Annotated in this window: 26 protein-coding genes and 2 pseudogenes; 11 read left to right on the forward strand and 17 right to left on the reverse strand. The window is 59.0% G+C overall.

Annotation, left to right across the window (positions count from 1 at the left end):
• Window positions 1–98: 98 nt before the first annotated feature.
• The 3 genes and pseudogenes from BVL55_RS05725 to BVL55_RS16805 form a co-directional block, all read right to left on the reverse strand.
• Window positions 99–1,226, reverse strand: coding sequence for a glycosyltransferase family 4 protein (locus BVL55_RS05725; RefSeq protein WP_075996099.1), 1,128 nt, complete (start codon window positions 1,224–1,226; stop codon window positions 99–101).
• Between the two features lie 15 nt (window positions 1,227–1,241).
• A pseudogene (locus tag BVL55_RS05730) lies at window positions 1,242–1,810 on the reverse strand (polysaccharide biosynthesis/export family protein).
• Complete coding sequence (locus BVL55_RS16805; RefSeq protein ID WP_205410848.1) at window positions 1,798–2,061, reverse strand: hypothetical protein; 264 nt, start codon at window positions 2,059–2,061, stop codon at window positions 1,798–1,800. Before BVL55_RS16805 ends, BVL55_RS05730 begins: the two are co-directional and overlap by 13 nt.
• A 34-nt stretch (window positions 2,062–2,095) precedes the next feature.
• Between BVL55_RS16805 and BVL55_RS05735 the strand changes: the two genes are divergently transcribed.
• Window positions 2,096–4,297 (forward strand): exopolysaccharide transport family protein, encoded by a 2,202-nt coding sequence (locus BVL55_RS05735; protein WP_075996100.1) that lies wholly within the window; start codon window positions 2,096–2,098, stop codon window positions 4,295–4,297.
• Window positions 4,298–4,319: 22 nt separating this feature from the next.
• Here the strand turns inward: BVL55_RS05735 and BVL55_RS05740 are convergent, their stop codons facing one another.
• On the reverse strand, window positions 4,320–5,531 hold the full coding sequence (locus BVL55_RS05740) for a GNAT family N-acetyltransferase (protein WP_075996101.1): 1,212 nt from the start codon (window positions 5,529–5,531) through the stop codon (window positions 4,320–4,322).
• Window positions 5,532–5,649: 118 nt separating this feature from the next.
• Between BVL55_RS05740 and BVL55_RS05745 the strand changes: the two genes are divergently transcribed.
• Window positions 5,650–6,705, forward strand: a complete 1,056-nt coding sequence (locus tag BVL55_RS05745; RefSeq protein ID WP_075996102.1) for a polysaccharide deacetylase family protein — start codon at window positions 5,650–5,652, stop codon at window positions 6,703–6,705.
• A gap of 8 nt (window positions 6,706–6,713) precedes the next feature.
• On the opposite strand, the gene BVL55_RS05750 is transcribed toward BVL55_RS05745, so the two are convergent.
• Window positions 6,714–6,926, reverse strand: coding sequence for a DUF2842 domain-containing protein (locus tag BVL55_RS05750; RefSeq protein WP_075997943.1), 213 nt, complete (start codon window positions 6,924–6,926; stop codon window positions 6,714–6,716).
• A gap of 235 nt (window positions 6,927–7,161) precedes the next feature.
• Here BVL55_RS05750 and BVL55_RS05755 point away from each other — a divergent pair, with 235 nt between their 5' ends.
• On the forward strand, window positions 7,162–8,256 hold the full coding sequence (locus BVL55_RS05755; protein ID WP_075996103.1) for a COX15/CtaA family protein: 1,095 nt from the start codon (window positions 7,162–7,164) through the stop codon (window positions 8,254–8,256).
• Between the two features lie 4 nt (window positions 8,257–8,260).
• Here BVL55_RS05755 and argC read toward each other — a convergent pair.
• From argC to BVL55_RS05770, 3 genes and pseudogenes are all read right to left on the reverse strand, one after another.
• Window positions 8,261–9,198: pseudogene (gene argC / locus BVL55_RS05760) on the reverse strand (N-acetyl-gamma-glutamyl-phosphate reductase).
• An 87-nt stretch (window positions 9,199–9,285) separates the two neighbouring features.
• Window positions 9,286–10,239 carry an agmatinase gene (speB, locus tag BVL55_RS05765; RefSeq protein ID WP_075996104.1) on the reverse strand — a complete coding sequence of 318 codons (954 nt, stop codon included), beginning with the start codon at window positions 10,237–10,239 and terminating at the stop codon, window positions 9,286–9,288.
• Window positions 10,240–10,347: 108 nt separating this feature from the next.
• Window positions 10,348–11,223: a LysR family transcriptional regulator gene (locus BVL55_RS05770; protein ID WP_075996105.1), complete on the reverse strand. Its 876-nt coding sequence runs from the start codon at window positions 11,221–11,223 to the stop codon at window positions 10,348–10,350.
• 128 nt (window positions 11,224–11,351) lie between these two features.
• Between BVL55_RS05770 and BVL55_RS05775 the strand changes: the two genes are divergently transcribed.
• Entirely contained in the window at window positions 11,352–12,296 is a 945-nt protein-coding gene (locus tag BVL55_RS05775; protein ID WP_075996106.1) for a phytanoyl-CoA dioxygenase family protein, read from the forward strand.
• Entirely contained in the window at window positions 12,293–12,895 is a 603-nt protein-coding gene (locus tag BVL55_RS05780) for an HD domain-containing protein (RefSeq protein WP_205410849.1), read from the forward strand. The genes BVL55_RS05775 and BVL55_RS05780 overlap by 4 nt, the downstream gene beginning before the upstream one ends.
• Before the next feature lie 33 nt (window positions 12,896–12,928).
• Here the strand turns inward: BVL55_RS05780 and BVL55_RS05785 are convergent, their stop codons facing one another.
• Window positions 12,929–13,912, reverse strand: a complete 984-nt coding sequence (locus BVL55_RS05785; RefSeq protein WP_075996107.1) for a quinone oxidoreductase family protein — start codon at window positions 13,910–13,912, stop codon at window positions 12,929–12,931.
• Window positions 13,913–13,923: 11 nt separating this feature from the next.
• Window positions 13,924–14,319: a carboxymuconolactone decarboxylase family protein gene (locus tag BVL55_RS05790; protein WP_075996108.1), complete on the reverse strand. Its 396-nt coding sequence runs from the start codon at window positions 14,317–14,319 to the stop codon at window positions 13,924–13,926.
• 229 nt (window positions 14,320–14,548) lie between these two features.
• Between BVL55_RS05790 and BVL55_RS05795 the strand changes: the two genes are divergently transcribed.
• Together BVL55_RS05795 and BVL55_RS05800 are read left to right on the forward strand one after the other, a co-directional pair.
• Entirely contained in the window at window positions 14,549–15,379 is an 831-nt protein-coding gene (locus tag BVL55_RS05795) for a cyclase family protein (protein ID WP_075996109.1), read from the forward strand.
• 176 nt (window positions 15,380–15,555) lie between these two features.
• Entirely contained in the window at window positions 15,556–16,413 is an 858-nt protein-coding gene (locus BVL55_RS05800; protein WP_075997945.1) for a branched-chain amino acid aminotransferase, read from the forward strand.
• Between the two features lie 6 nt (window positions 16,414–16,419).
• On the opposite strand, the gene BVL55_RS05805 is transcribed toward BVL55_RS05800, so the two are convergent.
• The 5 genes from BVL55_RS05805 to BVL55_RS05825 all read right to left on the reverse strand — a co-directional run bounded on the left by BVL55_RS05805 (window position 16,420) and on the right by BVL55_RS05825 (window position 19,479).
• Entirely contained in the window at window positions 16,420–17,262 is an 843-nt protein-coding gene (locus BVL55_RS05805; protein ID WP_156892438.1) for a lytic murein transglycosylase, read from the reverse strand.
• A 378-nt stretch (window positions 17,263–17,640) separates the two neighbouring features.
• Window positions 17,641–18,120: a 30S ribosomal protein S9 gene (gene rpsI / locus BVL55_RS05810; protein WP_075996110.1), complete on the reverse strand. Its 480-nt coding sequence runs from the start codon at window positions 18,118–18,120 to the stop codon at window positions 17,641–17,643.
• A complete protein-coding gene (gene rplM, locus BVL55_RS05815) occupies window positions 18,120–18,584 on the reverse strand; it encodes a 50S ribosomal protein L13 (protein WP_075996111.1) in 465 nt (154 codons plus the stop codon). The genes rpsI and rplM overlap by 1 nt, the downstream gene beginning before the upstream one ends.
• A 299-nt stretch (window positions 18,585–18,883) precedes the next feature.
• Entirely contained in the window at window positions 18,884–19,225 is a 342-nt protein-coding gene (locus BVL55_RS05820; RefSeq protein WP_075996112.1) for a type II toxin-antitoxin system HicB family antitoxin, read from the reverse strand.
• Complete coding sequence (locus BVL55_RS05825) at window positions 19,222–19,479, reverse strand: type II toxin-antitoxin system HicA family toxin (protein ID WP_075996113.1); 258 nt, start codon at window positions 19,477–19,479, stop codon at window positions 19,222–19,224. Before BVL55_RS05825 ends, BVL55_RS05820 begins: the two co-directional genes overlap by 4 nt.
• A gap of 186 nt (window positions 19,480–19,665) precedes the next feature.
• On the opposite strand from BVL55_RS05825, the gene BVL55_RS05830 reads away from it, so the two are divergent.
• Window positions 19,666–19,950: a hypothetical protein gene (locus BVL55_RS05830; RefSeq protein WP_075996114.1), complete on the forward strand. Its 285-nt coding sequence runs from the start codon at window positions 19,666–19,668 to the stop codon at window positions 19,948–19,950.
• Between the two features lie 23 nt (window positions 19,951–19,973).
• On the opposite strand, the gene BVL55_RS05835 is transcribed toward BVL55_RS05830, so the two are convergent.
• Window positions 19,974–20,342, reverse strand: a complete 369-nt coding sequence (locus BVL55_RS05835) for a hypothetical protein (protein WP_075996115.1) — start codon at window positions 20,340–20,342, stop codon at window positions 19,974–19,976.
• 145 nt (window positions 20,343–20,487) lie between these two features.
• A complete protein-coding gene (locus BVL55_RS05840) occupies window positions 20,488–21,348 on the reverse strand; it encodes a bile acid:sodium symporter family protein (protein ID WP_075996116.1) in 861 nt (286 codons plus the stop codon).
• A 139-nt stretch (window positions 21,349–21,487) separates the two neighbouring features.
• Between BVL55_RS05840 and BVL55_RS05845 the strand changes: the two genes are divergently transcribed.
• From BVL55_RS05845 to BVL55_RS05855, 3 genes are read left to right on the forward strand one after another with little or no spacing between them, the layout of a single operon-like run.
• Complete coding sequence (locus BVL55_RS05845; RefSeq protein WP_083649389.1) at window positions 21,488–22,048, forward strand: iron-sulfur cluster assembly scaffold protein; 561 nt, start codon at window positions 21,488–21,490, stop codon at window positions 22,046–22,048.
• Between the two features lie 5 nt (window positions 22,049–22,053).
• Entirely contained in the window at window positions 22,054–22,377 is a 324-nt protein-coding gene (gene yidD, locus BVL55_RS05850; RefSeq protein ID WP_075996117.1) for a membrane protein insertion efficiency factor YidD, read from the forward strand.
• On the forward strand, window positions 22,368–23,387 hold the full coding sequence (locus tag BVL55_RS05855) for an asparaginase (protein WP_075996118.1): 1,020 nt from the start codon (window positions 22,368–22,370) through the stop codon (window positions 23,385–23,387). The genes yidD and BVL55_RS05855 overlap by 10 nt, the downstream gene beginning before the upstream one ends.
• The last annotated feature ends 20 nt before the right edge of the window (window positions 23,388–23,407 follow it).

A 23,407-nucleotide genomic window follows, 5' to 3' on the forward strand; every position in this document is an offset into this window, starting at 1 on the left:
ACAAACCGGTACCAGATTGTGCGGATTTGGGCCGTTTTGCTGCCAGCGCGGCCGGGATAGCTAACAAAACCTAACAATCAGTCGGCCAACGGACTGGGTTACAGGCAGGCGCGATAGGCTTCCATGACGTCGTGGGCCATCCCCTCTACGGAAAAGCGTTTCTGCAGGGCTTCCCGCATCTTCTTTGCCTGTTTTGACCGGTTTGGATTGCTGAGGGCTGCCGCCATGGCACCTGCAAGCGCCTTGGGATCGCCAGGCTCGACAAGGCGGCCGGCGTCATCACCGAAGATTTCCGGTATGCCGCCGACCCTGGTGCAGATCACCGGTTTTTGTGCGGCAATCGCCTCCAGAACGATGTAAGGCATGGATTCAGCGCGGCTCGGCACGACAACGATATCGGCAAGCCCAAAGGCTTCCCGTGCCGGCATGGCGTCGTGCACGGTGATGTTTGCTTCAAGGCCGAGTTTGCCGATCATGGTCCGGTATCGGTCCTTGTCGGGACCGTCGCCCACAAAATGCGCCGTCGCCTTCTGAGTGGACGAATTGAGCATGGCCAGTGCGTGCAGGAACACATCCGGCCCCTTAAGGTCGCGCATCATGCCGATGTAAAGAAAATCGGCCGCTTTTGGGGAAGCGGCCACCGGTATGAATTCAGCCTTGGCAAGACCGTTGTAAACCAGACGGGTCCGGCAGCGCGGTTCGCCGATCTTGCGGTGATAGCCGCGCTGTTCATAATCGCTGACGAAGAGGAGACAATCCGTCAGCCGTTCCATGGCCCGTTCGAGGGTGAAGAACAGTTTTCCCTTCAAACTGTTCTCATCGTAGTGGATCGAACCGCCATGGGGGCAATAAAGACGGGCAACGCTGGAACCTGATACCCGTAACACGGAGCCGATAATGCGTGCATAGGCGCCACCCTTGGCGCCGTGCGAATGCAGGATATCCGGCTTCAATTCCTTGAAATGCTTGTAACTTCTGTACAACGCGGCAAGGTCACCCGGCGTGATCGCCCGCCGCATGGGAATGCGTGTCAGCCCCAGTGCAAGCTTTGGCTCAATTTCCCTGAACAACCGCTCTTCGTGCGGTCCCCCGGTAAGGGAATCGCAGAAAATGCCGATCTCGTGGCCCTGGGCAGCATGAAGGTCGATCAGGTCACGAACATGCCGGAAAATGCCGCCGACTGGCGATCTGAAGCAGTGGATGATCCGTAGCTTTTCATCTGGCATTTGCCGGCCGGACCCTCAGAACAACCGTTCGCGGACGTAGATGGTATCGCCAGGCAGCACAGGGTCACTGAGCGGTACCCTGCCGCTGAGCACCTTGCCGTTGATGTTGCGGGTGATATCGGCATTGGCCTGCTGGGCGCGGGGGGTAAAGCCGCCGGCAATGGCAACCGCATTTTGAACGGTCATACCGGGCACATATACATATTGTCCGGCAGAGCCGACCTCACCCATCACGAAGATGGGGCGATAGCGCTCCACTTCCACCGACACATCGGGATCACGGATGAACCCGTTGCGCAGTTTGGCGGCAATATCCGCTTCGACTTCCTTGGGGTGCGGCCCCGTGCAGCAACGCTGCCGACAAGGGGAAAAGCAATATAGCCTGCCTTGTCCACCGAATAGGCATTGGTCAGTTCCTTTTGCTCGAAGACGGTGATGCGAATGGCATCGCCCGCGTCGAGGCGATAGGGCTGCTGAAGTGCGGCGTGAAAGGCTTCATCCACCGGCTGATAGGTGGCGCAACCGGAAACCAGCAAGCCGGACACAGCAACAGCGCCCAGGCTGCGCATAATCACGCTGGCCATTCGCCGGGATGTTCCGGAGAAGAATCCAAAAAGAAAGGGACGGGAAGGGTACTTTGAAGACATAACGCTTTCCGTAAAATGAAAAACCGCCGTTTCACCGGCTCTCCATTTAATCCCTCATTAAGGTTAATGCCCGGTAAAGGGTGCAGCCTTCCGGTTAAACAAAAAAGCCGGTTTGCTGTCGGGTTTTCGATATAAACAAATGACAACAGCCGGTGCGTCTTAACCCGATGGAAACCATGTTCGTTCATGGTCTGCTCACCATTATTGTAACGGAGTGGGACCATGTCAGGCGCGCGTACGCTTTCAGCCGATGTAGATATCGATATCAAGGGATTGCTTTCAGCCGTCTGGCGCAGAAAGTTTTTCCTGCTTTTGCTGACCCTTGTGGGCGGCGGCTTGCTGTTCGCCATGCTCGCCACCATTTCCCCGCGTTACAAATCCGATGCGCAGATCCTCATTAAAAAGCGCGAGTCGGTTTTCACCCGCATTCAGACCAACGAGTTCCAACCCAATGGCGGTGAATTCGACGAGGAGGCGGTCAAAAGCCAGGTTCTGGTGCTGAACTCCGATGATCTGGCCGCGCAGGTGATCAAGAAACTCGATCTGGAAAATCATTCAGAGTTCAAGGGAAGTTCCAGCAAGGGATTGATCTCCCTGGCAACCGGCCTTCTGAAATCGCCGGAAGACAACAGTCCCGTGGCGGGCGCACCCGATACCGGACTTGACGTGTCGCCCAAGGTGCTCAAGCGGTTCAAAAAACAGCTGCTTGTTTATGCCGCGGAAAAATCCCGCGTCATCATTGTCGAGTTCTGGGCGCGGGACAAACGTCTGGCGCGCGACGTGCCGAACACGCTTGCCAATCTTTATCTTGAGACAACGCGCAATGCGACACTGGAAACCGATTCCGGCGCTGCCGAATGGCTAGGACCGGAGATCGAAAAACTGCGCGAGAAAGTGCAGCAGGCCGAAGCCAGGGTCGCCGAATTCCGTTCCCAGTCCGACATTCTCTTAGGCAACAACAATGCCCTGCTGGCAACTCAGCAGCTTTCTGAGGTTTCTTCCGAGCTTTCGCGCGTTCGCTCCGAGCGCACGGCGGCCGAAGCGCGCATTGATTCCATCCGCACAGCGCTCGCCAATGGCGGATCGCTGGATGTTATTCCGGAAGTCATTTCCTCGCCCCTGATTCAGCGCCTGCGTGAACGCCAGGTGACGACCCAGACGGAAATCTCGGAGCTGTCGACAACCCTGTTGCCGAACCACCCGCGGATCAAGGCGCTGCGTTCGCAATTACCGGAAATAGAAAAACAGATCCGCAAGGCGGCGCAGAATATTCTCACCAGCCTGGAAAACTCCGTCGAGCGTTCCCGCAAGCAGGAACAGGTCCTGCTGCAGGAGGTCAACCGCTACAAGTCGGAATCGGCGCGGGTAGGCGAGGCCGAGGTGCAGTTGCGTGCCCTGGAGCGTGAGGCAACCGCCCAGCGCGAGCGTCTGGAAGGCTATCTGTTGCGCTTTAACGAGGCTGAAAGCCGGCAGAACTCCGGTTACGCCGCAAGCGAGGCCAAGATCATCGAACACGCGGTTCTGCCCGCCGGCAGCTACTTCCCCAAAGTGGTTCCCTTCACGCTGGCTGGCATGACAGCGCTGCTGGTGCTCGGCATTGTCGGCCTGTTGACGTTCGAACTGTTGAGCGGCCGGGCGTTCAGGCCTGTGGCGCCCATTCGTGAAGAAGACTATCCAATGCGCGCGGAGCCGCAAACGGTCCGTCCGGTTGCGGCGGCGCCAGCTCCGGCCGCCAGTCAGGCTCCGGCCAATCCGGATACTGCCGTCGCACCGCCATTGGTACCGGCTGAAAATGACCTGCTTCAGGATGTTCCCATTCCGCCCCGTACCCAGGCAGCCGCCAATGACACAGACGCCTTTGCACCGGAGTTTGCCGTCAAGGCGCTGCAGAACATGGGCCGGGCGGCGATCGCCGTGGTCAATCCATCCAACCGGGGCGACAATGGCACCCTGGTAAGCGAAACCGCACGCCAACTCTCGGCGTCCGGCAGGTCGGTCGTCGTGGCAGACTTCTCAGGCAACGGCACCACTGCGCTGAAAATGCTCGGAAGCCTGCCGCAAACCGGGTTCTTTGATGTTCTTGCAGGGCGGGCAACCTTGCGCGAGGTCTTGTTTGTCGACCAGGGCGGTGGCGTTCACGTGCTGGCTTCCGGCAACAATGAGCAGGGCGCGTCCATGGACAATCTGTCCCAGGTCGCCGAAGCCCTGGAAGCAAGCTACGACTACGCGATCTTCGATTGCGGTGATGCCGGAGTTGCCGGAATTTCACGCATTGCCGGCGGCCATACGGTGGTTCTGGTCTCCGTGACGCCGCACACCGTTGAGCCGGGACAACGCATTGAACGTGAGCTCAAGGCAGCCGGCTTTTCCGAGACCATCATGGTGCGCGATCATCCGTTTGCTGCAGCAGCGCATGTTGCCTGAAGGGGCGGGCAAAGCTGGTTCGTTAATTCATAAACTGCAGCCGGGCTTTGAGTTTGCGAAAATCCTTGTAAAGCGACCAGTACCGCTCGTCTTCGCGCACAATGCGCCGCAGGCCGCCATACAGCTTGCGCAGGGCGATTACAGGAAGCGCTGCCCGGTTGAAGGGCATCAGCGTTTCATAGGTTTCGATGCGTTCAGAACTCCACGAACGCTTGTAGCGTTCATCCCCGGCACCCAGATCCATCTGGACATAGCCTTCACAGCAAAGCTTCTCCACCACCAGATACAGCAGCATCTCGCCGGGTGACAGTTTTTCCCAGCCGCTGGCGATTGAGGAGAAATAGCCGGAGAACCGCCTGTTGTGCGCACCGCCGCCAAAAATGGCGACAATCTCGCCCTTTATTTTCAGGGCGAAGATCTGCAACAGCGGTTCGCTGTCATGAAGCGACTTGCGCGCCAGTTTTTTCAGGAAGGCCTTGGTTTCCTGTCCGGCAAAGACATCCCGGATGCCCAATTCCTTCAGCCGGCGGGATTTCTGCTCGAAGAACACATCAATGATGTGTTCGACTTCCGGCAGGCTTTGCGGCGTGACGAATTCATATCCGCCCATCGACTCGGCCATACGCACCTGCTGCCGGAATTTCTTGCGCTTGCGCTTGCCATTGCCGCGGGCAAGCGTTGCATCAAAGCCGCCTTCAAGGTCAAGTACATAGGCGGGGTTGCCGCTGCGATGTGCCTGCGAGCCAATGACGGAATTCGGCTTTCCAAGCCAAGTCTGCGGCTGGCAGCACAAGGCGACATAGCCAACGCCGGGCAGAATGCGGCGCAGCCGGGTATAGATTCGGTCAAAACTCTGCGGCCCGAGCCGGCCGGCATATTCCGGCGAAACGATACCGATGTTGAAGTTGACATGGCTGCCGCCGGCAAACTTCAACCGACGCACCCACCGGCCGTGAATTGACAGCGGCAGAATGAACACGATTTTGCCCTCATGCCGGCCAACGGCAATGAAGGGATGAATGTTTTTTCTGGAGGCATATTCCTGAAGATAGGTCTCAATCCACTCAAACCGCTGGTAAACGGAAACCGGTGCGGTTTTTTCCAGCGCTTCCCATTCTTCCCTGAGCCCCTGCGCGCTGCCATGGATCGACAAGTCGATTTCATCAGCCAGAATGCGAACATCCCTGGCGGCGGCAATGGATTTTCCGGCGTTCAGTACAGCGGCGCGCGACACGTTTTTCCTGGCTCATGCGTTGGAACTGTTGATCGGCTGCACGCTATCAACCGAATCTAAATAATCCATGATTAGCTTGGGTCCGTACTGGTTTTCCCTAACAGCAGGTTAACGCACAATGCCCGGAACGCTCGCAACCCGCATCATGCTTGAAGCGATCCGGCTTTCAGGCGCTGCCAATCTGGCCAATGAACGTTTGCGGGGTATCGGCTCAATCCTGATGCTGCACCGGGTGTGCAAGCCTGAAAACAACGGCTTTGCGCCCAATGCGCACCTGTCGGTGACGCCGGAATTTCTCGACCGTCTTGCTGATGCCCTGTCGCGCAGCATTTTCGAGTTCGTCAGCATGGATCAAGCTGCCCAGCGCATTCGCGACAGCGGCAAGGGCAACCGGCCGTTTATTGCCGTAACCCTGGATGATGGCTACAGAGACAACCTGCAAAATGCCGTGCCGGTTTTCCGCAAATACAACATACCCTACACGGTTTTTGTTGCGCCGGGCCTTGTCGACGGGCGCGCCAGTTTGTGGTGGGAAGACCTTGCCGCGGTGCTTGAAGCCCGCAACACACTGTATTTCGACTGGAAGGGCCTGCGCCGCGAACTGCCCCTGTCAAACCACAAGGAAAAGCAGGAAGCCTTTGATTATCTGATGGCCTATCTGACCAATGAGGTCAGCGAGGACGATCAGCGCCGCATCGTTTCAGGGCTTTGCGGGATGTCCGGCGTGGATGCCGAGGCCCACAGGGCACAATCGATCATGACCTGGCAGGAGCTCAAAGAGCTTTCTTCCGACCCGCTCTGCACTCTGGGTGCCCATACCATCGGCCATTATGCACTTGCCCGGCTCAACGAACAGGATGCCATTGCAGAACTTGAAGAAAGCCGGTCCCTGATCGAACTTGAAACCGGCATTCGCCCAAAGCACTTTGCCTATCCCTACGGCTATCCTGCTGCCGCCGGCGAACGGGAGTTTGTCCTTGCCGGGCGTTGTGGTTATGAAACCGCCGTCACGACCCGCCATGGCGTCGTGTACCGCGACCATGCGAACCATTTGACAGCCCTGCCGCGCATTTCCCTTAACGGGCATTTTCAGAAACTGCGCTATGTGCGCGCCCTGCTTTCTGGCACCACCACGAGACTTGCCAACAAGGGCAGGCGGCTGAATGTCGCCTGAAGCCTCGCCTATTTACCGCTCGGCAGGCGGATCATCCAGCTGACGATGAACATTGCCGGCACCACCCATAAAATTCCGGTCAGGAAGAAGTAGAGCATGTGCACCCACCAGGGCGAATTCCCCAGATGGGCGGTTGCGATCGCGGTTGCCACCAGCGCATAAACGACAACCAGCGCCACCAGGGCGATCATGCCGAAAATCTTCTTGATGGCTACAGGCATGGCTGTTTTCTCCGGAACGGGCGCGGCGATCTTGGCGGGCAGGGCGTCGTGGGGCCACACATCCATGAAACCGGAAGCATTCTATAGGCGATCGGTATCATTGCGCCATACGCGACGTGATGTCCCATCAAGGCGAGCCCCGCTTTGGGCTATTCCCCATGTCAGTTGAACTGGCCATGGTGGCCGCCATTTTCATGTTGCCTGCCGCTTATGCCAGCAGATAAGCAAAACCGGAATGCCGATGGAAGATGAAAACCCGATCGAAGCTGCAATTGAGCGCGAACGCGGCAACCGCAACCTGCTGCGCTGGTGGCTATATTTCGTCTGCCTGATGATATTGGTGATGGTGGTCGTCGGCGGCGCAACCAGGCTGACCGATTCCGGCCTTTCGATCACCGAATGGAAGCCGGTCCACGGCATCATCCCCCCGCTTTCTGCGTCCGATTGGCACGATGAGTTCGAAAAGTACAGGCAGATCCCCGAATACCAGCTTCAGAATGCGGGAATGAGCCTTGATGCTTTCAAGACGATCTTCTGGTGGGAGTGGGGCCACCGCTTCCTCGGCCGCATGATCGGCCTGGTATTCGCCATTCCGCTCATTGTCTTCTGGCTTTCAGGCCGCATCGAAACCAGGCTCAAGCCGAAACTGCTTTTCCTGCTGGCGCTGGGCGGTCTTCAGGGTTTCATCGGCTGGTGGATGGTAAAATCGGGCTTGGTCGACCGCGTCGATGTCAGTCAGTACCGGCTTGCCGTCCACCTGACGCTGGCCTGCGTGATTTTTGCCTATGCCTTCTGGATTGCACGGGGACTGGCGCCCCACACGACCACCCGTGACGTGCCGCGGCACGTTGCCATTCTTGCGCCTGTGGTCGTGCTGGCAATCCTCGCGCAGGTGTTTCTCGGCGGACTGGTGGCCGGCCTCGATGCCGGACTCGCGTCCAATGAATGGCCGAAAATGCTGGGCGAGTGGGTGCCGGAAGCCATCTGGGACCTTGCGCCCATCTGGCTCAACTGGTTTGAGAACCCGATTTCCGTCCAGTTCAACCACCGCCTGGGCGGCTATCTGCTTTTTGTGTTGATCCTGGCCCAGGCCTGGGTGGCGCTGCGCAGCGGTGCTGAACGCCAGCACAAGCGCCGCACGCTGCTCATCGTGCTGATTGGTTTTGTCCAGCTTGCCCTTGGTATCCTGACCGTGCTTTGGGAAGTGCCGCTCCATGCCGCCCTTGCGCATCAGGCGGTGGCGGTGGTCCTGCTGGCGGCAGCCATCGCCCATTGGCGCGGCATTGTCGGGCCGTATTCGCCGGTAACGGGGCTGGAAGTGCGTGCGTGAATATCTATGCGCCCAACATGATGTCCATGTTCTGCACGGCGGCGCCTGACGCGCCCTTGCCCAGATTGTCCAGAGAGGCAACCAGATTGACCTGGCCCGCGCCTGCGGTGCCGCAGACATAGAGCTTCATGCGGTCGGTACCGCGCATTTCTTCCGGGTCCAGCCGGTTGGCCGCCGCCACATCCTTCAGGCTGACCACCTCGATCACCTCCTGCCCTGCATAATGCTCGTCATAACAGTGGTGGATTGCGGCCAGCGAAGCATCGTTCAACAATTCCACATGCAGCGGAATGTTGACCAGCATGCCCTGGGCAAACCGGCCCACATTGGGCGTGAAGATCGGTTCGCGTGCAAGTCCCGCCCGGTTGACGATTTCCGGCACATGCTTGTGCTTTAGCGGCATGGCATAAAGGAAGTGGTTGGCGGTGATCGCCCCTTCGGCCTGCGGATTTTCCATCTGTTCGATCATCTGCTTGCCGCCGCCCGAATAGCCCGAAACCGCATTGATGGTGACCGGATAATCCGCAGGTAGCTGCCCCGACACGATCAGCGGGCGCAGCAGCGCAATGGCACCGGTGGAATAGCAGCCGGGATTGGAAACGAACCGCGCCGCAGCAATCTTCTCGCGCTGGCCGGCTTCCAGTTCCGCAAAACCGTAAACCCAGTCGGGCGCTGACCGGAAGGCGGTCGAAGCATCGATCACCCGCGTTGTCTCATTGTCGGCGGCAGCCAGCATCTCAACCGCCTCGCGGCTTGCATCGTCCGGCAGGCATAAAATGACGAGGTCGGCCTCATTGAGCAGCCGGGCACGCACATCGGCATTGCGCCGCTTCTCATGGGGATCGACAGCACCTCAAGATCATCGCGCACGGCAAGCCGTTCGCGGATCTGCAGACCCGTCGTGCCGTGTTCTCCGTCAATGAAAATCCGCGGTTTTGTCATGGAGTGGTTTCCGGAAAAAGATTCAGAATCAATGCGTTGCAGAAAACACCGGAATCTGAATCGATACTTTAGCCGCCAGCAAGCAGATTATTCGTCCGCCAGTTTCTCCGCACGCAGGCCGAGCATATACATTGCGACCGTGGAAGCTGCAATTGCCGTTATGTCGGCATGGTCATAGGCCGGCGCCACTTCGACCACATCGCTGCCCTTGATGTCGAGGCCGCCAAGCTTTCGCAGTACGGCCAGCATCTTGGCCGATGAGGGGCCGCCGGCGACCGGCGTTCCCGTGCCGGGCGCAAAGGCAACATCCAGGCAATCGATGTCGAAGGTGATGTAGCAGGGCATGGCGCCGACACGTTTCAGGATGGTTGCCGCGATCTCTTCTGAAGACATCTCGTCGATCTCGTCGCCATATAAAATCTCGATGCCGAAATCGTCCGGGGCGTGGGTGCGGATGCCGATCTGGATCGAGCGCTCGGGGTCGATGATGCCTTCGCGCACCGCACGGGTGACGAAATTGCCGTGGCTGATCTCTTCGCCGTCATCGGCCCAGGTGTCCTGATGGGCGTCAAACTGCACCAGGGCGAGCGGGCCGTGCCGGTCGGCATGGGCTTTCAGGAGCGGCCAGGTGACGAAATGATCCCCGCCCAGGGACAGGAGATAACAGCCCTGGTCGAGAATGGCAGCCGCCTCGTTTTCGATGCGTTCGGGATTCTCCCAGACCCGCGAATAGGAGAGCTGGCAGTCGCCATAATCGACCACCGCCATCTGTCTGAACAGATCGGCGTTGAAGGGATATTGCGGATCATTGTCAAAAATCGCCGATGCACGGCGCACGGCCGCCGGCCCGAAGCGCGCCCCGCTGCGGTTGGTAACGGACGTATCCAGCGGAATGCCCCATACCGCCACATCCGCCCCGCCGACATCCTTGGTATATTTGCGCCGCATGAAGGACATGACGCCGGAAAAGGTGTTGTCGCCAGCGGGCGCATGAAGGTCGGTGGTGGTGATCGCGTGATCGGCGGTGGTCTTGCTGGCCATCGGGAAATTCCTGCCTTGATTGAGACGTTAGCGGTAGCACCTCGGTTTTATGCTGCCAACCACCCTCTTACGCGGGGCTTTTGCCCACTGAGTGCCGGGCTTCGGCCATCAGCCAGTCGCGAAACAGGATCGCGCCCTTTCCAAGGGCCGTGTCTGGCTGGTAAAGAGATGGTAGTGCTGGTTGCCCCGAACCGGCGCCAGCGCACCGACTGCCGCCAGACCCAATCTGCCGGTCAAGAAATCCGTTGCCGGGGCCCTGGCCAGCGCCAGCCCGTCACCGCTTGCTGAAAGCACGAGCGAAAGCGGCGTGTTGTCGACCATGCGCAGCCTGCATTGGCCGATATCGGTGCCATCTGCCCCTGACAGCACCTGGTGCCAGCCGCTGCGATGGGTGGCAACTTCGTTGAGCAGGTGCCCGCTGATGTCTTTCGGAGAATGGATTGCCTCCGCGATCTGAGGCGGAGCGACGGCATAAAGCGTTTCTCCCATCAGCCTTTCAGCTCCCTCGGGAAAGTCTGTCGCCGACCCGAACGCAACCTGCAGATCGGCATCGCGCCCCGGCAATAGCGCACGGAAATCGCTGACCAGATTGGCGGTGTTGACATTGACCCGGATGCCCGGATGCGCTGCCTCAAAACGGGCAAGGCGCGGTGCCAGCCATCCGATCGCCAGAACGCTGACCATCTGAATGGTGACCTGCTCTTCTTCCCTGGTGCCGAACAGGGCTGCTGCGGTGGTTTCCACCGAATACAGCGATTGCTGAACGGCGGGCAGAAACGATCGGCCGGTTTCCGTCAGAACCACGCGCTTTGCCTCCCGGACGAACAGGTCGCGGCCCAGATGGGTTTCCAGTGCCTTGATCTGCTGGCTGACAGCGGCAGCGCTCATGTTGAGCAGTTCGGCAGCGCGGGCAAAACTCTCCGTGCGGGCCGCCGCCTCGAACACGCGCAGCCAGTTCAGCGAGGGAATGCGGCTTGCCGGCACGTTTCGATCTCCAAGTGTTTGCGCCCCAGCATAAGTTGCACTTATGCTCATACGCAACAAAGACCGTTTGTTTTCGCGGTCTTTTGCCTTTCAGATCGCCCAAACGCTGTTACGGGAGACAAATCACCATGGCGCAGGGCGTGGCACTTGAAGAAACGCAAGGGCTGCAGGGGATGGGCGGTCTTTCGCCCCGTCAGCTTGCCTTTTATCGTGACAATGGCTTCCTCAGCCCGCTTCAGGCGTTTGAGCGGCAGGAGGCACATGCCTTGCGGCAGGCGGTGGAAACGCTTGAGCGCGATCATTCAGCCGGCTGCGGTGAGCGCGATCTCAACCAGTATTTCCGCGTCAACGGCCATGTGGTGCTGCCGCTTTTGGCGGATATCGCCCGAACGCCGGCCATTGTCGGCAAGGTTGCTGCCATTTTGGGCGATGACCTTCTGGTCTGGTCGGTGGAACTGTTCATCAAGGAACCGGGAACCACCAAGGTCGTCTCATGGCATCAGGACATCACCTATTGGGGCATGGGCGAGACCGACGAGGAATTGACGGCCTGGATCGCGCTCAGCGATGTTTCAAAACAGGCTGGCTGCATGCGGTTTATTCCCGGCAGCCACAAAAACACGATTGTTGCCCATGAAGACACGTTCGATGGCGAAAACCTCTTGTCCCGCGGCCAGCAGATCGCCGGCATTGACGAGACACAGGCAGTGTTCGGTGCGCTGAAGCCCGGCGAGATGTCCTTCCACCATGGCCGTACCTTCCACGCTTCCGGCCCCAACCGCTCCTCAGACCGGCGCATTGGCGTTGCGGTCCGCTATGTCACGCCGCGGGTAAAGCCGGTGGATGGCCCTGCCGATTATGCCATGCTGGTGCGCGGCCAGGACCGTAACTCGGCCTGGATCAACATTGCAGCGCCCGCATACCCCTTTGAGCCGCACAGCCTTGATCTTTACGAGGAAATTCTCGCCGTACAGTCAGCCGTTCTTGCCGGTGGCGCCCAAGGTGCCGTATCCTTGTATGAAAAACAGGCTGGCGGGGATGCCCGCCGGGCGAGAAAGGGAGAGGCAGAATGAACGGCCAGCGCACCGTATCGTTCACCGCCATGAAGGATGGCACGAAGGAAGATTATGAACTCCTGGCCACGCTGGAGAAGCCGCACCACGAGATGACGGCCAGCCGCCTGCTGCGCGAGTTGAAATCCCAGGATGAGGAAACCCTTGCCGGCTACAAGATCACCCGCCTGCAGCATGCCCTGCAATCGGCCACCCGCGCCGAAGATGACGGCGCGGACATTGACTGGGTGGTGGCCGCCCTGCTGCACGACATCGGTGACGGGCTGGCGCCGCAAAATCACGACCGGTTTGCCGCAGAAATCCTGCGCCCCTTTGTGCGCGAGGAAGTTGCCTGGGTAATCGAACATCACGGCCTGTTTCAGTCCTATTTTTACGGCCATCATTATGGCTGGGACCGCAATGCCCGCGAGCGTTACAAGGACCACCCCTATTATCAGACCTGCGCCGACTTCTGCGAACGCTGGGACCAGTCGAGTTTTGATCCCGGCTATCCCATGAAGCCGCTCGAACATTTCGAGGACCGGGTGCATGAGGTCTTCTCGCGCAAGGCCTACGACCCGGCGGTCATCTGCGAAGGTGAGGTGAGGGGGCTTGGATAGGCGTTCGCCAGCACTCCGCGCGCCAACACACCATCAACTTACCAGCAGAACCGTCTGCCCGGTTGTCTGGCGTTTTTCCAGGGCATCATGGGCTGCCTTCACCTTGTCCAGTTCAAAGGTCTGGTTGACCTGGATCTTGATGTCGCCGTCCTTGATGGCCTTGAACAGTGCCTTTGTCCGCCGCTCCAGCTCCTTGCGCTCGGCAATGAAGGCAAACAGCGTCGGTCGCGTTGCATAAAGCGAACCATAGGCGGAAAGATCGGCCAGTTTGAAATCCTCGATGGGGCCTGAAGACTGGCCGAAGGAAACGAAGGTTCCAAAATTCGACAGGCATTTGAGCGAACCGGGATAGGTCGCCTTGCCAACCGAGTCATAGACAGCCTGTACGCCCGCTCCCTTGGTGATCTTGCGCACCTCGTCGACGAAATCCTGCTTGGTATAGTCGATGCATTTGGCATAGCCGTTCTTGCGGGCAAGGGCTGCCTTTTCCTTGCTGCCTGCCGTTCCGATGGCGGTAACGCCCTTTGCCTTCAGCCACTGGCCGGCAATCAGCCCGACGCCGCCGGCCGCCGCGTGAAACAACACGGTGTCGCCAGCCTTCGCCTTGTAGGAATCATGGATGAGATAATGCGCCGTCAGCCCCTTCAACATGGCTGCCGCCGCCACCTCGTCCTTGACGCCTGAAGGGATTTTCACCAGCTTTTCGGCCTCGATCACCCGGTGGCTGGCATAGGCTCCGCCCGGCACGGTATAGGCCACCTTGTCGCCGGGCCTCAGCCCGGTCACACCGGCGCCCACGCCCTGCACGACGCCAGCACCTTCCGAGCCGAGAATGGCCGGAAATTCACCCCCTGGCGGGGGGTAAAGCCCGCTGCGGTGATAGACGTCGATGAAGTTGATTCCGATCGCGGTCTGGCGGATCAGTACCTCGCCCTTTTTGGGCTTGGGCAGTTCGATCGTCTGCTTTTTGAAGACGTTCGAACCCCCCGCCTTTTCGGCGATCATTGCGTAAGCCATACTCTTTCCTTTCAGACGGTAAATTCGGGATCGACAGGGACCTGCATTGCGTTGACCATGTGATTGGTCTTGCCGGCGAGCCCGATTACACGCAGCAATTCGCTGTGTTGTTCCTCGCTCATGCCCTTGGCACGGGCAGATGCTGTGTGTGAATGGATGCAATAGCTGCAGCCATTGGCGGTCGACACCGCCACATAGATCATTTCCTTCACCAGGGGATCGATGCTGCCAGGCCCCATCACCTGCTTGATTTCCTCCCAGGTTGCCTTCAGCGCCGCCGGATCATTGGCCAGTGCGCGCCAGAAATTGTTGACGAAATCGGTGCCGCGTACCTTGCGGATATCGTCAAAGACCGCCGTCACCTCTGCAGATGCTTCCCCATCCTGGATAAGCTTTGTCGTTGCCATCAATGTTACCCCGCCGGCGAAATGCCGCTCGCCGGCTAACCTAGCAAATAATCTGCCTTCGGCAAACGCCGGAACCGCTACCTGCGTCGACATGCGCTATCATCCGTGCCGCCAGGCTTGACCGGAGCCGCGATTGGCGTTTCCATGAGGCATCCTCTGCTGCCTGCCGGTGTGGGCGGAGCAGATGGGTAAATTGCAAGAGAGTGGCGCAACCACAGGGAGGAATGTCATGTGCAACGCGTGCATTATCAACGAAATCAAGGATACCATGCTGTCGCGGCGCAGCTTCCTGAAGGGCGCAACAACCGCCGGTGCGGCGGCAGGCGCAGCAGCAACGGGCTTTGCAGCCACCGCCTTGCCGGCAAACGCCGCCTCCCACGGCTCGGTTACCGACATGACCCATGAACTGCACGAGGATTTTCCGACCTTCTTCGGCGAGCAGCAGTTCTTCCGCGACCAGAAGTTCAACTACGCCGAACACAAGTTCAACCTGCTGGAATTGCGGGTCAACGAACATACCGGCACCCACATGGACGCGCCGCTGCATTTTTCCGAAGACGGCAGTTCGGTCGCCGAGATCCCGGTTGGTGACCTGGTAGTGCCGCTCTGCGTCATCGATATCCGCGCCAAGACCGTGGAAAACCCCGATGCACAGGTCACGCCCGACGACGTCAAGGCATGGACAGACCGCAACGGGCCCATTCCCGAAAAGGCCTGCGTTGCGATGAATTCCGGCTGGGGTGCCTATGTCAACGACGCCAAGTTCCGCAATGTGGGGGAGGATGAGAAAATGCACTTCCCCGGCTTCCATGTTGAAGCAGCACAGCAATTGCTGGAAGAAACCAGTGCCGCCGGCATCGCCGTCGATACGCTGTCGCTCGACTATGGCATGTCGGGTGATTTCGCCACCCACTATGCCTGGCTGCCGGCCGGCCGCTGGGGGCTGGAAAATCTCGCCAATCTCGACGGGGTTCCTGCTGCCGGCGCAACGCTGGTGGTCGGTGCGCCCAAGCATCGCGGCGGCACGGGCGGACCGGCGCGCGTCTTTGCCATGGTTTAAATCGCGGCCAGGGCAAAGTGAATCTCGAGCAAGGCAGGGGCAGACCTGCCCTTTGTCCTTTGGCGTTTTGATTTGTTCTGTGATTGCCGGCAGACAGCAGCTTGACCGGACCATACCGCTATGGTCCTGTCCAGGCCTGCACAGCCTGTCTGTTTTGATGGAGTAATCTCATGGCAATGGCGAAAAACCGCCAGATATGGACCTGGTTCGAGGGGAAGTGGCAGGAGGGCAACATTCCCATCATGGGCTCGGCCGATCACGGCACCTGGCTTGGCACCATGGTATTCGACGGCGCGCGCTGGTTTGATGGCGTTACGCCCGATCTTGACCGCCATTGTGCCCGGGTAAACCACTCCGCTGCGGCCCTCGGCCTGAAACCGCCCATGGCGACCGGCGAGATCGTCGAACTGGCAGCCGAGGGGTGCAAGAAGTTCTCCGGCAAGAACGCGCTCTACATCCGCCCCATGGCCTGGTCGACTGAAGCGGGCACGATGACGGTGGATGCCGATCCCGATTCAACACGGTTTGCCTTGTGCATTGAGGAAGCATCGCTTGCCCCACCCGATGCCTCGGTCACGCTGGCGACCACGCGCTTCATCCGCCCGACGCTTGCCTCTGCCACGGTCAACGCCAAGGCATCCTGTCTTTACCCCAACAATGCGCGCATGCTGAAAGAAGCCCAGCAAAAGGGATTTTCCAACGCGATCTGCTGCGATGGCCTGGGCAATGTGGCCGAAACCGCGACGGCCAACATCTGGATGGTCAAGAACGGCGAATATTTCACGCCCATCCCCAATGGCACTTTCCTGAATGGCATTACCCGCCAGCGGCTGATGCAGCTCCTGCGTGACAGGGGGGAAAAGGTCTGGGAGACAACGCTGACGCTGGACGATTTCCGCGCCGCTGACGAAATCTTCCTGTCGGGCAATTACAACAAGGTCACGCCCGCCACGAAACTGGAAGAGCGCGACTATGAACACGGGCCGAAAACCAGGCTGGCGCGCGAACTCTACTGGGAATGGGCAGGGGCCTGACCGGGACTACCCGCGGATCTCCGCTGCCAGCTTGGCAATGGTTTTCTGGTAGACGCCTGCCTTGTTCCAGCGCTGGATGACGCCGAAATTGGCACTGCCCGGCTGATAGCTGCCACCGCGCTGCCAGCCATTGCGGGCAAACCATTTGGCGGTCGAGCCGATCACATCGGCAGGCGAGCGAAACACATCAATGCCGCCGCCGTCGAAATCAGTGGCGCCAAGCAGGAAGGATGAAGGCAGGAACTGGGTTTGGCCGATCTCGCCGGCCCAGGCGCCCTTGGCCCGGGAAAGATCGTAATATCCCCGGTCTATGACCTCCAGCGCTGCGCGGAATTCTCGGCTGAACAGATCGGTTCGGCGGCAGTCATAGGACAGTGTGGCGATCGATTGCAGGATCGGGAAGGTTTTGCCCTTGTAGGTACCAAAAGCCGATTCAAGCCCCCAGATCGCGGCGATGATTTCCGGCGGTACACCGAATTTCTGCTCGGCCCGGTCGAAATATTTCCTGTACTTCTTGATGCGCTTGCGCGCGCCCGACGCGACCCCTGTCGCCCGGCGCTTGTAGAACTGATCAAAGCTCATCTTGAAGCTTTTCTGGTTGCGGTCGAGCTTGATGACGGATGAGGAGTATTTCAGCCCGTCGATCTTTGCCAGTGTCGACGGTTTGAACTTGCCCCTGTACTCTGCCTTGACCGCCTGTTTCCATTCGTTGAAGCGGGCGCTGTCATTGGAACAGAAGGCAGCCAGGGCTTCGCCCGGAGCAAGCACGGGCAGGGCAAGCGCTGCCCCCAAGGGCAAGGCAAGGGGCAGGGCAAAAAGCCAATTGCGAACTGATTTTGCAGAATACATGTAAATCTCCACCTCAAGAAAACCGTCAACAGCAGGTTCCAGCAAACAGCACGTTCTAGCGAAGAATCCGGCTCCAATGTGACGGCTCAAGCCACTTTGGAATCACGAACGCGCAGGGCAATCGCGGCGGAGTATGCCACAGCCTGCCCTTGGGGCAAGAGCGCTGTCCCTGTTCGCGAGCCAAACCCGGCCGTGAAAAAGGCAAAGAGTCAAAAAGAAAACGGGGCCGTGCGGGCCCCGTTTGAACTTTGCTGTAAAAGCCGTCTCCAATTGCCCCACGTAGCGCCTGGAGAACTGGCCCCGCAAGCGCGCTTGGCGCCTGGAGAACTGGCCCCGCAAGCGCGTTTGGCGCTTGGAGAACTGGCCCCGCAAGCGCGCTTAGCGCTTGGAGAACTGGAAAGACCGGCGGGCTTTTGCCTTGCCGTATTTCTTGCGCTCCACCACGCGGCTGTCGCGGGTAAGAAAACCACCTTTTTTCAGCACCGGGCGCAGCGTCGGCTCGTAATGGGTCAGCGCCTTGGAAATGCCATGGCGCACAGCGCCGGCCTGTCCGGAAAGTCCGCCGCCGGTAACCGTTGCAACAATGTCGTACTGTCCGTCGCGGTTGGCCGCCTTGATCGGCTGGTGGATCAGCATCTGCAGCACCGGACGGCCGAAATAGGCGTTGTATTCCTTGCCGTTGATGGTGATCTTGCCGCTTCCCGGCGTCAGCCAGACACGGGCAACGGCGTCCTTGCGCTTGCCCGTCGCATAGGCACGGCCATGGGCATCAAGCTTCTGCTCGTAAACCGGAGCCTGCGGCTCTTCGGTTTCGGCAACGGCGCTGCCCAGTTCTTCCAGTGAGTTGAGCTCGGCCATTATGCTACCCTCTTGTTCTTCGAGTTCATTGCAGCCACATCGAGCACTTCGGGGCTCTGGGCTTCATGGGGATGTTCGCTACCGGCATAAACGCGCAGATTGCGCAATTGCTGGCGGGCCAGCGGGCCTTCGGGAAGCATGCGCTGCACGGCCTTCTGTACCACCCGCTCGGGGAAACGGCCCTCGATGATCTGGCGCGCCGTGCGCTCCTTGATGCCGCCGGGATGGCCGGTATGCCAATAATATTTCTTGTCGTTGTATTTGCGGCCGGTCAGCTTCACCTTGCCGGCATTGATGATGATGACATTGTCACCATCGTCCACATGCGGGGTGAAGGTCGGCTTGTGCTTGCCGCGCAGGCGGGAGGCGACGACGGCGGCAAGGCGGCCAAGCACCACACCCTCGGCGTCGATCAGCACCCATTTCTTCTGCACGTCGGCAGGCTTCTGGCTGAACGTGTTCATCGGTCAAACTCGCTTTTTCTTTGTATCGGCAATCGCCTTGCCACCGCCCGCAAAAAAGGCAGATGCTCATGCAAGGATGTGCCGGAAAACCCAAAGCACCCGCAAAACCTGTCAAGGCCGTGCCGGACGCCCGTTTCGCGTTGGCTTATAGGCGAGGGCAGACAAGGCGTCAAGCGCTTTGTTTGCAAGATGCTCAACAAAACGCAATAAAAACAATGACTTAAAAATACGGTATTATTTTACCGTCTACGAGGGAGTAAATTGCTATGGGTGGATAAATTTGTTTTGGGTCCTGTCAGTCAGTCCTGCGCTGTGGTGGCCTGTTCCAAAACGCTTTCAGCCCATTGATTAAGGCTTACTCCCTCCAGTTCAGCGGCAATGACTGCCCGGCGATGGGTTTCGGGGCTTATTCTGAACATCACCTTGCCGGAAAAGGGTTTTTGCGGAGACTTGCCGGCTTTGCTGCAAGTTTCAATGTAATCGTCCACCGCTTCACGGAAGGCTGCTTTCAATCCGCTGACGCTGTCGGCATGAAAGCCGACGCCATCGCGGATGCCGGCCAGTTTACCGAAAAAAATCTCGTCTTTGTCGTCGTATTGAACTCGGGCGCTGTAGCCCTTGTAAGTCATGACATTGCTCATGGTGTTACTCCAATTCTGATTAGAAACTCCCGTACAGCTTTTACCTGATACCGCTTTGCTTCCTTTTCGGGGTGAGGACGGTGAAACACTTCAATCTCGCCGTCTTTGTGAAAGCGAACACGGGAGCCGGAACCCTCAATGATTTCGGCGCCTGCAGCGATCAGCAGGTTCTCAATATCAGACCAGTTGATTGTGCCTGAAACCGGGTTGGCAAACACAGTTGCAAGGGTTCGTTTATGCTGCTGTTCATGCAAGCAATACAAGGCTGCTATCAGAATATGCAAGCATGCAGCATTGCGTTATTTGCAAGCTTTGGTTTACGACCAAACTCGTAAAATTTTAACGATTTTGCCGCAGGCTTTTGTCATGCCCCGGCGCACCCTTGCCGCGCCGGTCCAGCGAAGGCGGGCAAAGGGCCCTGCAGCAGGAAGGATGGCGATATGGCAAGCCATGCAAGCCGCAAGGCCGAAAGTTACACCTCTCCAGGATTTTGCCGTTTCGATGCCGCCGGCATCCACATCCTTCATCGCTATGCGCAGGAGTATCTGATCCGCTGGAGCGACGTTAAGGGGCTGGAAATGCCACAGGGCAATTGCCGTCACGACTATCTGAAGGTGGTCACCACCGGCAAGCGCTTTGCCAACCTCGTGCCGGTCGCCGAAGCGGCGAGTACCGGTGCGGCCTTGGCTGCGATCGCGAAATACCGCCCGGACCTGGCCGGATAACCGCTTCTGGGAGCGGAGCAGTCTCAGTCGAAATAGATCTCGTTGTCGTCGAGGTAAACGTCGGTGGCAGCGCAAATGTCGATGTTGATCGGGTCATCCAGCACTTCGCTCTCGCCATCGGCACCAAGCCACCCCACGCGCAAGGTCTGGTCACAATTGCCGGACGGTGCGGTAAACCGGGCAACGGCCGCAGTGCCGGGAACCAGGCCATCCTCGAGCCAGTTTGTGCTCCAGCCTTCTCCGTCATTGGTGTAGAAACCAACCACGACATTGTTTGTGGTGTTGTTGTGGATTTCGAAATAGCCTTCCGAGCCCGTGCCCTGTGCCAGCGCAAAGGAAGCGGCTGGCAGCATTGCAACTGCCGTCATGGCAAGCGTTTTCGGCATTTTCATGGGTCTTCTCCCTGGCGCAAAAGCGCCTCGGAACATTAGAGGATGTGGGCAACACACAGTAAAGCGAAATCTTTGCGCTTACACCTCCAGTGCCCATACGTGCATGCAAGCCCGCAAGTGATCTGAGCTTCGGGATTTTGCCGCACTACCCCCGGTTGGCGACCCACAGCACGAACGGGATCGTCACGATGTACATGGTAATGCCGTAAACACCCGACGGCAGGGAATAGGCCGTCAGTTCGGTTGCCGAGGGCAGGATCAGCGCGCCGACGGTAATGCCGAGCGTCGCATTCTGAATGCCGGTTTCGATCGATACCGTCTTTTGCTCTTCCCGGTCGAGCCCCATCAGATTGGCGAGCAGGCCGCCGGCCAGCAGAAGAACGATGTTGAGCACTACGAGCGCCGGCCCAAGGCTCGGCAGATTGTCGATGAAGACCTGCCAGTTGGCGGCCAGTGCACCGGCAACGATGACAATGAAAAGCACCGTTGCCAGGCGTGACATCAGCGGCTCGGCCTTCACCGCCCAGTCCTCCTTGAAGTGGCGGATCAAAACGCCGATCAGCACCGGAACGGCGGTGATGAGAAACATCGCAATCGCAAGGCTGGTGACGTTCACGTCAGGCGCATCTTCACCCATGAACCAGTTGACCGAGAAAGCTGTAATGAGCGGGACGGTCAGGATCGAAAGCAGAGAAATGACACCGGTCAGCGTCACCGAAAGCGCCACATCCCCATGGGCGAGCTTGGCCAGGATGTTGGAGGTCACCCCGCCCGGGCACAGGGACAGGATCATCATGCCGACCGCCAGTTCGCCGGTAATTCCGAAGGCCTGGATCAGTCCGAAGGCAACCAGCGGCAGCATCACCATCTGGCCAAGGGCACCGGCTATGAAGGCAAGCGGCCGCGTCACCACGCGAACAAAGTCGCCAGCCGTCAGTCCCAGACCCAGTGCAAACATGATAACCGCCAGCGACAGCGGCAAAAACACGCTCAGCAAAATTCCCATGATTTATCCCTCCCAGTTGCCTTGCGGCACGGGCAACCTATTGGCTTGCGGTAAAAATGCAAGCCGGTAACCCTGCCATCAGCCACTCGATTTTTGCTGCAGCCGGGCCTATATTCGCATTTCGGAAAAGGGTTCATTCATGCTCGACAATGTCTACAATGCCAAGATCATCGAATATGCCGGCAACATCGAGAGAACCGGCAGGCTCAAGGCGCCTGATGCCACTGCCAAGGCTCATTCAAAACTTTGCGGTTCAACCGTTGTCGTTGACCTGAAGATGGCCGATGGCCCTGATGGCTCTGGGGGAAAGGTCGTTACCGATTTTGCCCATGAGGTGAAAGCCTGCGCGCTGGGTCAGGCCTCGAGCTCCATCATGGCGCGCACCATCATTGGGGCGACGGCAGACGAACTGAAGGCGCTGAAGAAGACCATGTATGCCATGCTCAAGGACGATGGCCCGCCGCCGGAAGGCCGCTTCGCCGAGTTTCGCTTTCTCGAGCCGGTGCGCGACTACAAGGCCCGTCATGCCTCCACCCTGCTCACCTTCGATGCGGTGGTCGATTGCATCGAGCAGATCGAGGCCGCGGAGAAAACCGCCAAGGCCCGCGACAAGCAGGCCCGCACTGAAAAACGCGAAAAGGCCACCAAGGCGGCCGTTCATGCGCTCGGTGCGGCCGGCATCAAATTCCGGGTACGTTGAAAACAATGGCAGACGGCAGGCCCACACGGCGGTCTGGCCACAGCGGCCGGGATGCTGACCGCAACTGGCAGGGCAAATGGCCGAAAACACCGGGCCGCCTGCTTGGCACCGGTCTGATACGCCTCTACCAGATCACCCTGTCGCCCATAATAGGCCGCTCCTGCCGCCATCTCCCCACCTGTTCGGAATATGCCTATGAGGCGATTGCCCGCCACGGCCTGATCCCCGGTTCGTGGCTGACCTTTTGGCGGGTGCTCAAATGCAATCCCCTGGGAACCAGCGGTATCGACCCGGTCCCGGTAAAAATGCGTTGGACAAAATGGAAATAACAAATCAGCCCCTCATCGTCGAAGCTCTGCGCGGCGGGCGTGTGGAAAGCCTGCATGCGGTCGATGCCGTGATCGCATCTGCAGACGGCAGCATTGCTGCTGTCCATGGCGATGGCGACCGGGGTGTGTTTCCCCGCTCCGCGATCAAGGCATTGCAGGCCCTGCCGCTCGTTGAGAGTGGCGCTGCCGACCGGTTTGGCTTTTCGCCTGCACACCTCGCCCTGGCCTGTTCTTCCCACAATGGCGAGCCGGTCCACACCGCCGGTGCCGGCGAAATGCTTGCGGCGGCCGGTCTTTCACAGACCTGTCTGGAATGCGGCGCGCAACTTCCCTACCATCCGCGCGACCACGAAGCGCTGGTGCGGTCAGGTGAGCTTGCAGGTGCGATCCACAACAATTGTTCGGGCAAGCATTCCGGATTCCTTGCCTTCGCCGTTCAGGAGGGAATGGAAACCGCCGGCTACGTTAACGCCACGCATCCCGTGCAGAAGGAGATCGCCGGCGTGCTGGAAACCGTCACCGGCGCGGCCCATGGTGAGGACAATTACGGCATTGATGGCTGCTCGATCCCCACCTACGAAATCCCGCTGGCAAGCCTTGCCGTGGCCTATGCAAGGTTTGGCACCGGCAGCGATCCGGGAAGGGAGCGTTCAGCCGCCATGCTGCGCCTGCGCGATGCCTGCATGGCGCATCCGGTCATGGTGGCCGGCAGTGAACGTTTCGATACGGCCATGATGCAGGCGCTTCCCGGCCGTGTTTTCACCAAAACCGGGGCGGAGGGTGTTTTCATCATCGCCATTCCTGAACTTGGTCTTGGCGCTGCCTTGAAATGCCGGGACGGGGCCACCCGGGCAGCGGAAGTTGCTTGCGCCCATCTGGTTGAATCGATGCTTGAAGAATCCGATTCGAAACTTTCGCAAGCCGAGGTCAAGGCATTGAAAGAATTGTGTAATCCCGTTCTGAAGAACCGCAATGAAATCGTGGTTGGCAGTCTGAGAACAAGGCCATGACCAAAGTTTCGGAAGGGACG

The sequence above is a fragment of the Salaquimonas pukyongi genome (assembly GCF_001953055.1).
In the GTDB taxonomy this organism is placed as follows: domain Bacteria; phylum Pseudomonadota; class Alphaproteobacteria; order Rhizobiales; family Rhizobiaceae; genus Salaquimonas; species Salaquimonas pukyongi.

What these genes read in the sequence shown, in the direction of transcription:
- BVL55_RS05735 (WP_075996100.1), top strand. Translation starts at nt 2,096, where the DNA reads ATGTCAGGCGCGCGTACGCTTTCAGCCGATGTAGATATCGATATCAAG.
- BVL55_RS05780 (WP_205410849.1), top strand. Translation starts at nt 12,293, where the DNA reads ATGAACGGCCAGCGCACCGTATCGTTCACCGCCATGAAGGATGGCACG.
- BVL55_RS05855 (WP_075996118.1), top strand. Translation starts at nt 22,368, where the DNA reads ATGGAAATAACAAATCAGCCCCTCATCGTCGAAGCTCTGCGCGGCGGG.
- BVL55_RS05745 (WP_075996102.1), top strand. Translation starts at nt 5,650, where the DNA reads ATGCCCGGAACGCTCGCAACCCGCATCATGCTTGAAGCGATCCGGCTT.
- rplM (WP_075996111.1), bottom strand. Translation starts at nt 18,584, where the DNA reads ATGAACACGTTCAGCCAGAAGCCTGCCGACGTGCAGAAGAAATGGGTG.
- BVL55_RS05775 (WP_075996106.1), top strand. Translation starts at nt 11,352, where the DNA reads ATGGCGCAGGGCGTGGCACTTGAAGAAACGCAAGGGCTGCAGGGGATG.
- rpsI (WP_075996110.1), bottom strand. Translation starts at nt 18,120, where the DNA reads ATGGCCGAGCTCAACTCACTGGAAGAACTGGGCAGCGCCGTTGCCGAA.
- BVL55_RS05755 (WP_075996103.1), top strand. Translation starts at nt 7,162, where the DNA reads ATGCCGATGGAAGATGAAAACCCGATCGAAGCTGCAATTGAGCGCGAA.
- BVL55_RS05805 (WP_156892438.1), bottom strand. Translation starts at nt 17,262, where the DNA reads ATGTATTCTGCAAAATCAGTTCGCAATTGGCTTTTTGCCCTGCCCCTT.
- BVL55_RS05800 (WP_075997945.1), top strand. Translation starts at nt 15,556, where the DNA reads ATGGCGAAAAACCGCCAGATATGGACCTGGTTCGAGGGGAAGTGGCAG.
- BVL55_RS05795 (WP_075996109.1), top strand. Translation starts at nt 14,549, where the DNA reads ATGTGCAACGCGTGCATTATCAACGAAATCAAGGATACCATGCTGTCG.
- BVL55_RS05785 (WP_075996107.1), bottom strand. Translation starts at nt 13,912, where the DNA reads ATGGCTTACGCAATGATCGCCGAAAAGGCGGGGGGTTCGAACGTCTTC.
- BVL55_RS05840 (WP_075996116.1), bottom strand. Translation starts at nt 21,348, where the DNA reads ATGGGAATTTTGCTGAGCGTGTTTTTGCCGCTGTCGCTGGCGGTTATC.
- BVL55_RS05820 (WP_075996112.1), bottom strand. Translation starts at nt 19,225, where the DNA reads ATGAGCAATGTCATGACTTACAAGGGCTACAGCGCCCGAGTTCAATAC.
- BVL55_RS16805 (WP_205410848.1), bottom strand. Translation starts at nt 2,061, where the DNA reads ATGAACGAACATGGTTTCCATCGGGTTAAGACGCACCGGCTGTTGTCA.
- BVL55_RS05845 (WP_083649389.1), top strand. Translation starts at nt 21,488, where the DNA reads ATGCTCGACAATGTCTACAATGCCAAGATCATCGAATATGCCGGCAAC.
- speB (WP_075996104.1), bottom strand. Translation starts at nt 10,239, where the DNA reads ATGGCCAGCAAGACCACCGCCGATCACGCGATCACCACCACCGACCTT.
- BVL55_RS05725 (WP_075996099.1), bottom strand. Translation starts at nt 1,226, where the DNA reads ATGCCAGATGAAAAGCTACGGATCATCCACTGCTTCAGATCGCCAGTC.
- BVL55_RS05830 (WP_075996114.1), top strand. Translation starts at nt 19,666, where the DNA reads ATGGCAAGCCATGCAAGCCGCAAGGCCGAAAGTTACACCTCTCCAGGA.
- BVL55_RS05835 (WP_075996115.1), bottom strand. Translation starts at nt 20,342, where the DNA reads ATGAAAATGCCGAAAACGCTTGCCATGACGGCAGTTGCAATGCTGCCA.
- BVL55_RS05750 (WP_075997943.1), bottom strand. Translation starts at nt 6,926, where the DNA reads ATGCCTGTAGCCATCAAGAAGATTTTCGGCATGATCGCCCTGGTGGCG.
- BVL55_RS05790 (WP_075996108.1), bottom strand. Translation starts at nt 14,319, where the DNA reads ATGGCAACGACAAAGCTTATCCAGGATGGGGAAGCATCTGCAGAGGTG.
- yidD (WP_075996117.1), top strand. Translation starts at nt 22,054, where the DNA reads ATGGCAGACGGCAGGCCCACACGGCGGTCTGGCCACAGCGGCCGGGAT.